This is a genomic window from Spirosoma sp. (assembly GCF_048594605.1).
In the GTDB taxonomy this organism is placed as follows: Bacteria; Bacteroidota; Bacteroidia; order Cytophagales; family Spirosomataceae; genus Spirosoma.
This window is the reverse complement of record NZ_JBMDWV010000181.1, coordinates 1-7,492: the sequence shown is the minus strand read 5'-3', so window position 1 is coordinate 7,492 and position 7,492 is coordinate 1. Positions and strand designations below refer to the sequence as shown.

General features: G+C 50.3%; 5 protein-coding genes. 4 read left to right on the top strand and 1 reads right to left on the bottom strand.

All coding sequences use genetic code 11. The features are described from left to right. The 4 genes from ACOJS8_RS11370 to ACOJS8_RS11355 form a co-directional block, all read left to right on the top strand. Positions 1-1,605, top strand: a 1,605-nt coding sequence (locus ACOJS8_RS11370; protein ID WP_420148660.1) for a helix-hairpin-helix domain-containing protein, incomplete at its 5' end; no start/stop codon positions are given. A 134-nt stretch (positions 1,606-1,739) separates the two neighbouring features. Next, on the top strand, positions 1,740-4,151 hold the full coding sequence (locus tag ACOJS8_RS11365; protein WP_420148659.1) for a TonB-dependent receptor: 2,412 nt from the start codon (positions 1,740-1,742) through the stop codon (positions 4,149-4,151). Continuing rightward, complete coding sequence (locus ACOJS8_RS11360; RefSeq protein ID WP_420148658.1) at positions 4,151-5,227, top strand: DUF4249 domain-containing protein; 1,077 nt, start codon at positions 4,151-4,153, stop codon at positions 5,225-5,227. The genes ACOJS8_RS11365 and ACOJS8_RS11360 overlap by 1 nt, the downstream gene beginning before the upstream one ends. 52 nt (positions 5,228-5,279) lie before the next feature. After that, positions 5,280-6,275 (top strand): glycosyltransferase family 9 protein, encoded by a 996-nt coding sequence (locus ACOJS8_RS11355; protein ID WP_420148657.1) that lies wholly within the window; start codon positions 5,280-5,282, stop codon positions 6,273-6,275. 27 nt (positions 6,276-6,302) lie between these two features. Here the strand turns inward: ACOJS8_RS11355 and ACOJS8_RS11350 are convergent, their stop codons facing one another. Then, a complete protein-coding gene (locus ACOJS8_RS11350) occupies positions 6,303-7,367 on the bottom strand; it encodes a glycosyltransferase family 9 protein (RefSeq protein WP_420148656.1) in 1,065 nt (354 codons plus the stop codon). Positions 7,368-7,492: the final 125 nt, after the last annotated feature.

Below are 7,492 nucleotides of genomic sequence, written 5' to 3'. Positions count from 1 at the left end.
GATCTGGCGAATCTTCCGGTAGAGGAACTGGTCAAATTGCAGGGCGTTGGGAAATCGGTTGCGCTGAAAATCCGGGAAATTGCCGAAACGGGTCGCCTGACCGACCTCGACGAGCTGCTGGCGCAAACCCCGGAAGGTGTGCTGGATATGTTTCGGATTAAGGGCCTGGGCGTCAAAAAAATACGTACGCTTTGGCATGAGCTGGGCATCGACAACCTGCGTGATTTGCAAAAGGCGGGCGAAAACGGTGAAATCGCTAAAATCAAAGGCTTTGGTGCCAATACGCAGGAAAAAATTCTGGCGGCTCTGGAGTTCTTGCAGGAGCAGCAGGGAAAAGTCAGAATGGATAAGGCCGCTCTGGTGGCGAATCTATTGCGTGAACAACTGACGCAACACTTCAACCGGGTTGAGATCAGCGGACAAGTGCGCCGGAAAGCCCAGGAGGTTGATACGGTGCAATTGCTTATCCAGACCAGCGACCCAATCTCGGCCATGCTGACGATCAACCAATTTCAGAATCTAGAGCAAAATGAGCAGGAATCGTCGCCGTTTGTGTGGCGGGGACAACTCGACGGGTTCGACGTTCAGGTAGAGTTGCTGCTGTTTCCTGCCGAGCAGATGAATCGCCAGTTGTTTATTCATACCGCTACCGATTCGCATCTTCAGCAGGTTGGAACGGGTGGAGCATCGCTGCTGCAAGTGGCTTATTCCAGTGTTGTTTCTGAAGTGACTGAAGCCGCTACAGATGAGGTAGAAAAAGCCATTTACGCACGCGCGGGTTTGCCGTATATCGTGCCCGAAATGCGGGAAAATGAGTTCGCCTTTCGCTGGGCGAGTCGCCATCAGACTGACGAACTCGTTACGTGGGACGACCTGCGCGGAACGCTCCATAACCACAGTACCTGGTCGGATGGAAAGCAGTCGGTGGCGGATATGGCCGCTTATTGTCGTGAGTTGGGCTTAACGTATTTTGGCATCGCCGATCATTCCAAAACCGCTACGTATGCCAATGGTCTGGATATGGATCGGGTTCGCCAGCAGCAGGACGAGATTGATCAGCTCAATAAAGGCTTCGGGGCGGAATTTCGTGTTTTCAAAGGCATTGAATCCGATATTCTGAGCGATGGTTCGCTGGATTACGACGACGCTACGTTGGCGACGTTCGATTACGTAGTGGCATCGGTGCATCAAACGCTGACCATGTCGCTCGAAAAAGCAACGACCCGGCTGCTACGTGCCATCGAAAACCCGTACACCACTATTCTCGGCCATCCTACCGGTCGGCTGCTGCTCGCCCGCGAAGGCTATCCCATCGATCACCGCGCCATCATCGACGCCTGTGCCGAACACAACGTAGTGATCGAAATCAACGCCAGCCCATATCGGCTCGACATGGACTGGCACTGGATCGACTACGCAATGCAACAGGGCGTGATGTTGAGCATCAACCCCGACGCACACGATCTGGCGGGTCTGCTGGATATGCATTACGGCGTAGCCATCGGCCGAAAAGGCGGACTGACCAAAGCCATGACGTTTAATGCGCTGACATTGGAAGAAATGACAACTTATCTGCAACAACGCCGAACGCAGATACGTAAATAGGATAAATAGAGGGATTAATTGTTGATTAATGATAAAAGAGATAGGGTAAATTAGAACGCCTATCTCTTTTATCATTTCAGGAAGTTCGGTTGCTAATTTCCTGAAATTCCTCAGCGTCTCATAAACCCGGCAATATGCGTTTTTTATACGTACTGTTTTTGTCAATCTGTCTGCTCAACGGGCTAAACGCTCAGCCAAATTCGGGTTCAAAAGCGCCACCAACCACGTTTTCAGCTACGGGTTACGTACGGGATGCGAAAACAGGAAAGCCTATCCAGGGGGTTAATATTGTCGTGCTGGACGTATCGAAAGGGTACGTAACGGCGAAAGACGGATTTTACGTTGTGCAGCTTCCACCCGGCAAATACATTCTCCGATTCACGCATATTGGTTACCGGGCCCGCCAGGACACGATTTCATTGCGGCAGATGCTCTTCCGCGAAATCACGATGGAAGATAACGCAAAGGATCTGGAGGAGGTCATTGTAACGAGCGAAGCGCCGGATCGGAACGTGCGTAAAGTTGAAATTGGCGTATCGCAGTTAACCATACGTAGCATCCGGCGCATTCCGCCGTTGATGGGTGAAGTCGACATTGTTCGCAGTCTGTTATTGCTGCCAGGCGTAACCACCGTCGGGGAGGGAGCGCCCGGGTTTAATGTGCGGGGTGGAAGTGCCGATCAAAACCTGATTCTGTTCGATGATGCGCCCGTGTTCAATTCAAGTCATTTGATGGGTTTTTTCTCCGTGTTCAACCCCGACGTAGTGCGCGACGTAACGCTGAATCGTGGGGGCGTAGCGGCTGCGTATGGGGGTAGGGCATCGTCGGTACTGGATGTGAGAATAAAGGAGCCCGACACCGAAAAGTGGGGAGTCAATGGCGGTATTGGTCTTATCTCGAGTCGTTTAGGCGTAGAGGGGCCGATTATCAAAAACAAGCTCTCGTTTCTGGCAGCTGGCCGGGCTTCGTTCAATGATTTTCTGTTCAAACTGGCTCCGCCGAATCTGAGGGGCACTACGGCCAACTTCTATGATATAACGACTAAACTCAAGTACCAGCCCAGTGAAAAGCATACCGTTACGTTTACGGGATATATCAGCAAAGACGTGTTTAAGCTAGCGTCCGATTCGCTGTCGGGACAGGAGATTAATGCGTCGTCGACCAGGTTTAATTACCAGTCGATGACCGGCTCGCTACATTGGAATTACTTCATGAATAAGCAACTGAATCTGTCGACATCGCTGATTCTGAGTCGGTATAAAGCCAATCTGTCGTCGCCTGATTCCGCGAATGCGTTTCAACTCAAATCCGGTGTCTGGCATCGACAGCTTAAGTCGGATCTGACCTATACGCCCAACGAAACGCATCAGTGGCAGGCTGGACTTAGTATTATTGATTACCAGATTCAGCCCAACACCCGCGAACCAGGACCACTTTCTAACGTATTACCCGTTGATCTGGCCCGTGAGCAAGCGTATGAACTGGCGGCCTATATTCAGGACGAATGGAAACTCAATGATGACGTATCGTTGCTTGCCGGACTTCGTTATTCCGAGTTGCTGAATCGTGGGCCAGCGACGGTGCGGACGTATCAGGAAAATGGCCCACGTGAGGACGAAACCGTTACGTCGACTGAGACGTATGGTGCAGGAAAAATTTATCACTCAATGGGTGGACTGGAGCCGCGTTTATCAGTCCGGTGGTCGTTGGGCGAAGGCAAAGCTGTCAAAGCAGGGTATAGCCGGTTGCGTCAGTACATTCAGCAGGTCACCAATACGACGGCGGCTTTGCCAACCTCGCGCTGGCACCTGAGCGATACGTATACGAAGCCCGTTATAGCCGATCAGTGGTCGCTGGGTTATTTCCGCAACACAACCGATAACGCCATTGAGCTATCGGGCGAGGTGTATTATAAACTCCTGACGAATGCGATTGATTACCGGGATGGTGCTGAATTGCAACTGGCCGAAGCCGTTGAAACCCAGATTGTGCAGGGGAACGGACAGGCCTACGGCTTTGAAGGGTTGTTACGTAAAAATAAAGGCCGCTGGACAGGCTTCATGAGCTACACATTTGCCCGTACATTCCTGACAATGAACAGTCCGTTCGTCGCTGAACAGGTGAACAATGGAAATCCCTATCCCGCCAATTACGATAAACCGCATACGTTGAATGTGCTGGCTACGTATCGACCAACGAACTGGTTTAATCTGTCGCTGAATTTCACGTATAGCACCGGTCGCCCGACAACGCAGCCAGCGGCCATAGCCCGCGTGGCAGGTGTGCTGGTACCTATTTACGTCGACCGAAATCAGCAGCGTGTTCCCGATTATCACCGGCTTGATTTTTCGATGACCTTTGAGCAGAATCCGGCCAAGAAAAAGCGGAACCAGAGTAGTTGGGTTTTCTCGATCTATAATGTGTACGCGCACAAGAATGCGTATTCCGTCTTTTATAAACTGAGCCCAGCTGCGGACGCTGACGCTTATAAGCTGTCAATTTTCGGGACAGCGTTTCCATCACTGACTTATAATTTCAAATTCTGATGAAAGGACGGTTTTTACTCTACACACAACTGATCTTGTTCGTCGGGCTAGTTGTTTCGTGCGTGACAGAATTTCAACCAGATAAAGTAAGTATTGCGCCCTCGCTGATTGTGGAAGGCACGATTACCAACCAACCCGGCCCTTATTCGGTGAAGATGACCCGTACCGCCGATTATTCGTATAAAAGCCTAAATCTGCTCGAAACAGGAGCAACCGTCATCATTTCGGATAACCTTGGTAATCAGGAGACATTGAAGGAGCAAGCGCCGGGTGGTACGTACCAGACCAGTGCTACCGGCATTCGGGGTGTGGTGGGGCGGACGTATAAGCTGACGATTCGTACCCGCAACGGTGAGCAGTATGAATCCGCGCCGGAAGTACTGAAAGCGTCTCCACCTATGGACCGGATCTACTACGAATACCGCTATGATCCGCAGGAGACGAACAACGGCAGAGCCAATGGGTGGGATGTTTACGTGGATACGAAAGACCCCGAAACAACCGGCGATTACTATCGCTGGGAATGGACCCACTACGAGTTTACGTTCGTTTGTGCAAAGGTATATGTATTTGGTAGCCCCAGTGGTTACTATAGTGGCATACCCTGCTGCTCCAATTGCTGGGATATCAAACGGTGTTACATCAACTGCATTAACATCATGTCGGATGTGAACGTAAACGGTAACTCTATCAGTCGTCAGTTTATTCAGCGAGTACCGTACGACGCCAGTACGCCCTACTACCTTGAAGTCACGCAGCAATCGCTGAGTAAAGGCATTTATGATTTTTTTAAGTCGTCTCGTCAGCAGGTGTCGAATACGGGTGGTTTATTTGATGCCGCCCCAGCGAGTATCGGTGGTAACATTCATTCAACCAGTAATGCCAGCTTAAAAGCATACGGGTATTTTGGAGCTGTTGGGGTATCTGAAGGTTACATTCTGATTGATCGAAGTAAGGCGGTGGGTTCGCCCGTTAGTACAGCTGACCCGGTAATCATCAATTCGCTGGCAACCTGCGTGACCTGCGCAAATGACCAGTACAGAACCCCAAATAAACCACGCTGGTGGCCAAATTAATTTGTTTGCTGACTTTCTGTAAATGCAATAGCTTTGTAAAAATGATTGTGCTATGGCAAGCCCGGTTAAGGTATTGGTTTTGCAGTTTACCTCCATTGGCGACGTTGTGCTGACAACGCCGGTTGTGCGTTGTTTAAAGAAGCAGTTTCCTGAAGCGGAAATTCATTATTGCACAAAAATTGCCTATCAGTCAGTCGTTACGTTCAACCCTTACCTCACAAAACAGCATTATCTCGACAGTAGTCTATACCAACTTATCCAGCAGCTTCGTACAGAGCAGTTCGACTACGTAATTGATCTTCAAAATTCGTTCACAACGAGCTTGGTCAGGCTCGCGCTGGGCACCCGATCATATAGCCTGGAAAAGCAGTCCTTAAGGCAGTGGCTCTATGTTCGCTGGAAGGTTAATGCACTGCCTGATCAGCATATCGTCGATCGGTACATGGCCGTTGTACAGCCGCTGGGCATTGAGAACGACGGGCGTGGACTGGATTATTTTATTCCTTACAAAGATGAAGTTGAGCAGGATTGGCTGCCTGCAACACACCAGCACGACTTTGTTGCGTATGCCATTGGTGGGCAGAGCCTGACCCGCCGGTTGCCCGTTCGTCGGATGATTGAGTTATGTCGTAAAATTAACTATCCTATTGTATTACTGGGCGACGCAACTGATCGGAAGGCGGGCGAGGCAATTGTAAAAGCCCTTGGCGAACGGCAGGTGTTTAACGCGTGTGGGCTCTTTAACCTCAATCAATCGGCGTCGTTAGTACAACGGGCGCGGGTAGTATTCAGCCACGATACTGGTCTGATGCATGTAGCCTCCGCTTTTCGAAAAAAAGTATATGCCATCTGGGGAAGTACGACGCCCCAATTCGGGTTTTATCCTTATAAAACCCCTTATGTTCGGCTCGAAACACCGGGACTTGGCTGCCGACCCTGTTCGGCAGCAAACGGGGCAGCCTGTCCGCTAAAACACTTCAAGTGCATGAATGATATCTCGTTTAATTTCGAGATCAGGGAGTTGCGTCCGAAAAAGAAGAATTTTTAAGTGCCTTATACTCCGTGTAAGCGCTGGTTAAATTGTCCGCTGGCTAAGCAGAATGTGCACCCGCTTTGCTACTGATTCTACTGAAATTTCGTACAAACAGGCCAAATCGCCCCGCCAGCAGGGTTTGTTGCCGAAAACCGAACAGGGACGACAGGTAAGTACATCGGTCGATACCTGAAGGATAGCCTCATCGCTCTGCCCCCACGGACCAAAACCCGCGTCAGGATGTGTAGATCCCCAAATGGACAGCACCGGTACGTCGCTCAGAGCAGCCAGATGCATGTTTCCCGAATCCATACAGAGCATGCCGGTTAACCGACGGATTAGCGCCAGTTCGGCGGCCAGGGAAAGTTTTCCAGCTACTACTATTGCCTGTGGAAATTGCTGACGTAGCGTTTCCAGTTGAGCAATCTCGGCTGGCCCTCCACCAAACAGAAAAACGGTAAGCGGTTGTTCGGCGTAGAGTTTTTCCAGTAACGGTGCAAATCGCTCGAATGGCCACATTTTTTGCTGATGCTGTGCGAAAGGGGCAATTCCTAACCAGGGTGTGTTGGAGGAAAGGTTCTGGCTTTCGAGGAACGTAGCAAGTTCGTCTTGGGCAGCCGTAACGATTGGGAATTTAAACCGCCGGGCCGGCTCGATCAAAAACCCGGCCCGGTCGAATACGTTGGCGTAACGTTCGGCACTATGCGGCAACCGGCGACGGATTTTATTCTCCTTCCGCGTTAAGGCTTTTTTCTCCGCTCGTCCTTTATCCAACGTAACAGATGGAACACCTACGAGCCGAAACAGTGATTTCAGAACCGCCGAACGAAGATTCTGATGAGCATCCCCAATGACCTGATAAGAGCCCAATTGACGCAGTTCGTTGAATAACTTTACTAAGCCGTTGAATCCTTTGTGGCGACCATCAAAGTCAGCACCAACGACGCGAACGTTGGGGAAATGCTCGAAGAAAACCGCGAATTTCTGACGTGTTACCAACGTAATGCCTACATCAGGATAACGTAATGTGAAGGCCTGCACAACAGGAGCCAGCAGGGCCACGTCGCCCATAGCCGAAAAGCGAAAAAGGAGCAGAGACTTTTTCAATAAAAAATAATGAGTGGTGAGTGATGAACGATGAGTGATGAGTTTGCTGACGCATCATTCATCGTTCATCACTCATCACTTCACAAAAATGAACATACGTATTGCTTCACAAATTGCGAAAACGC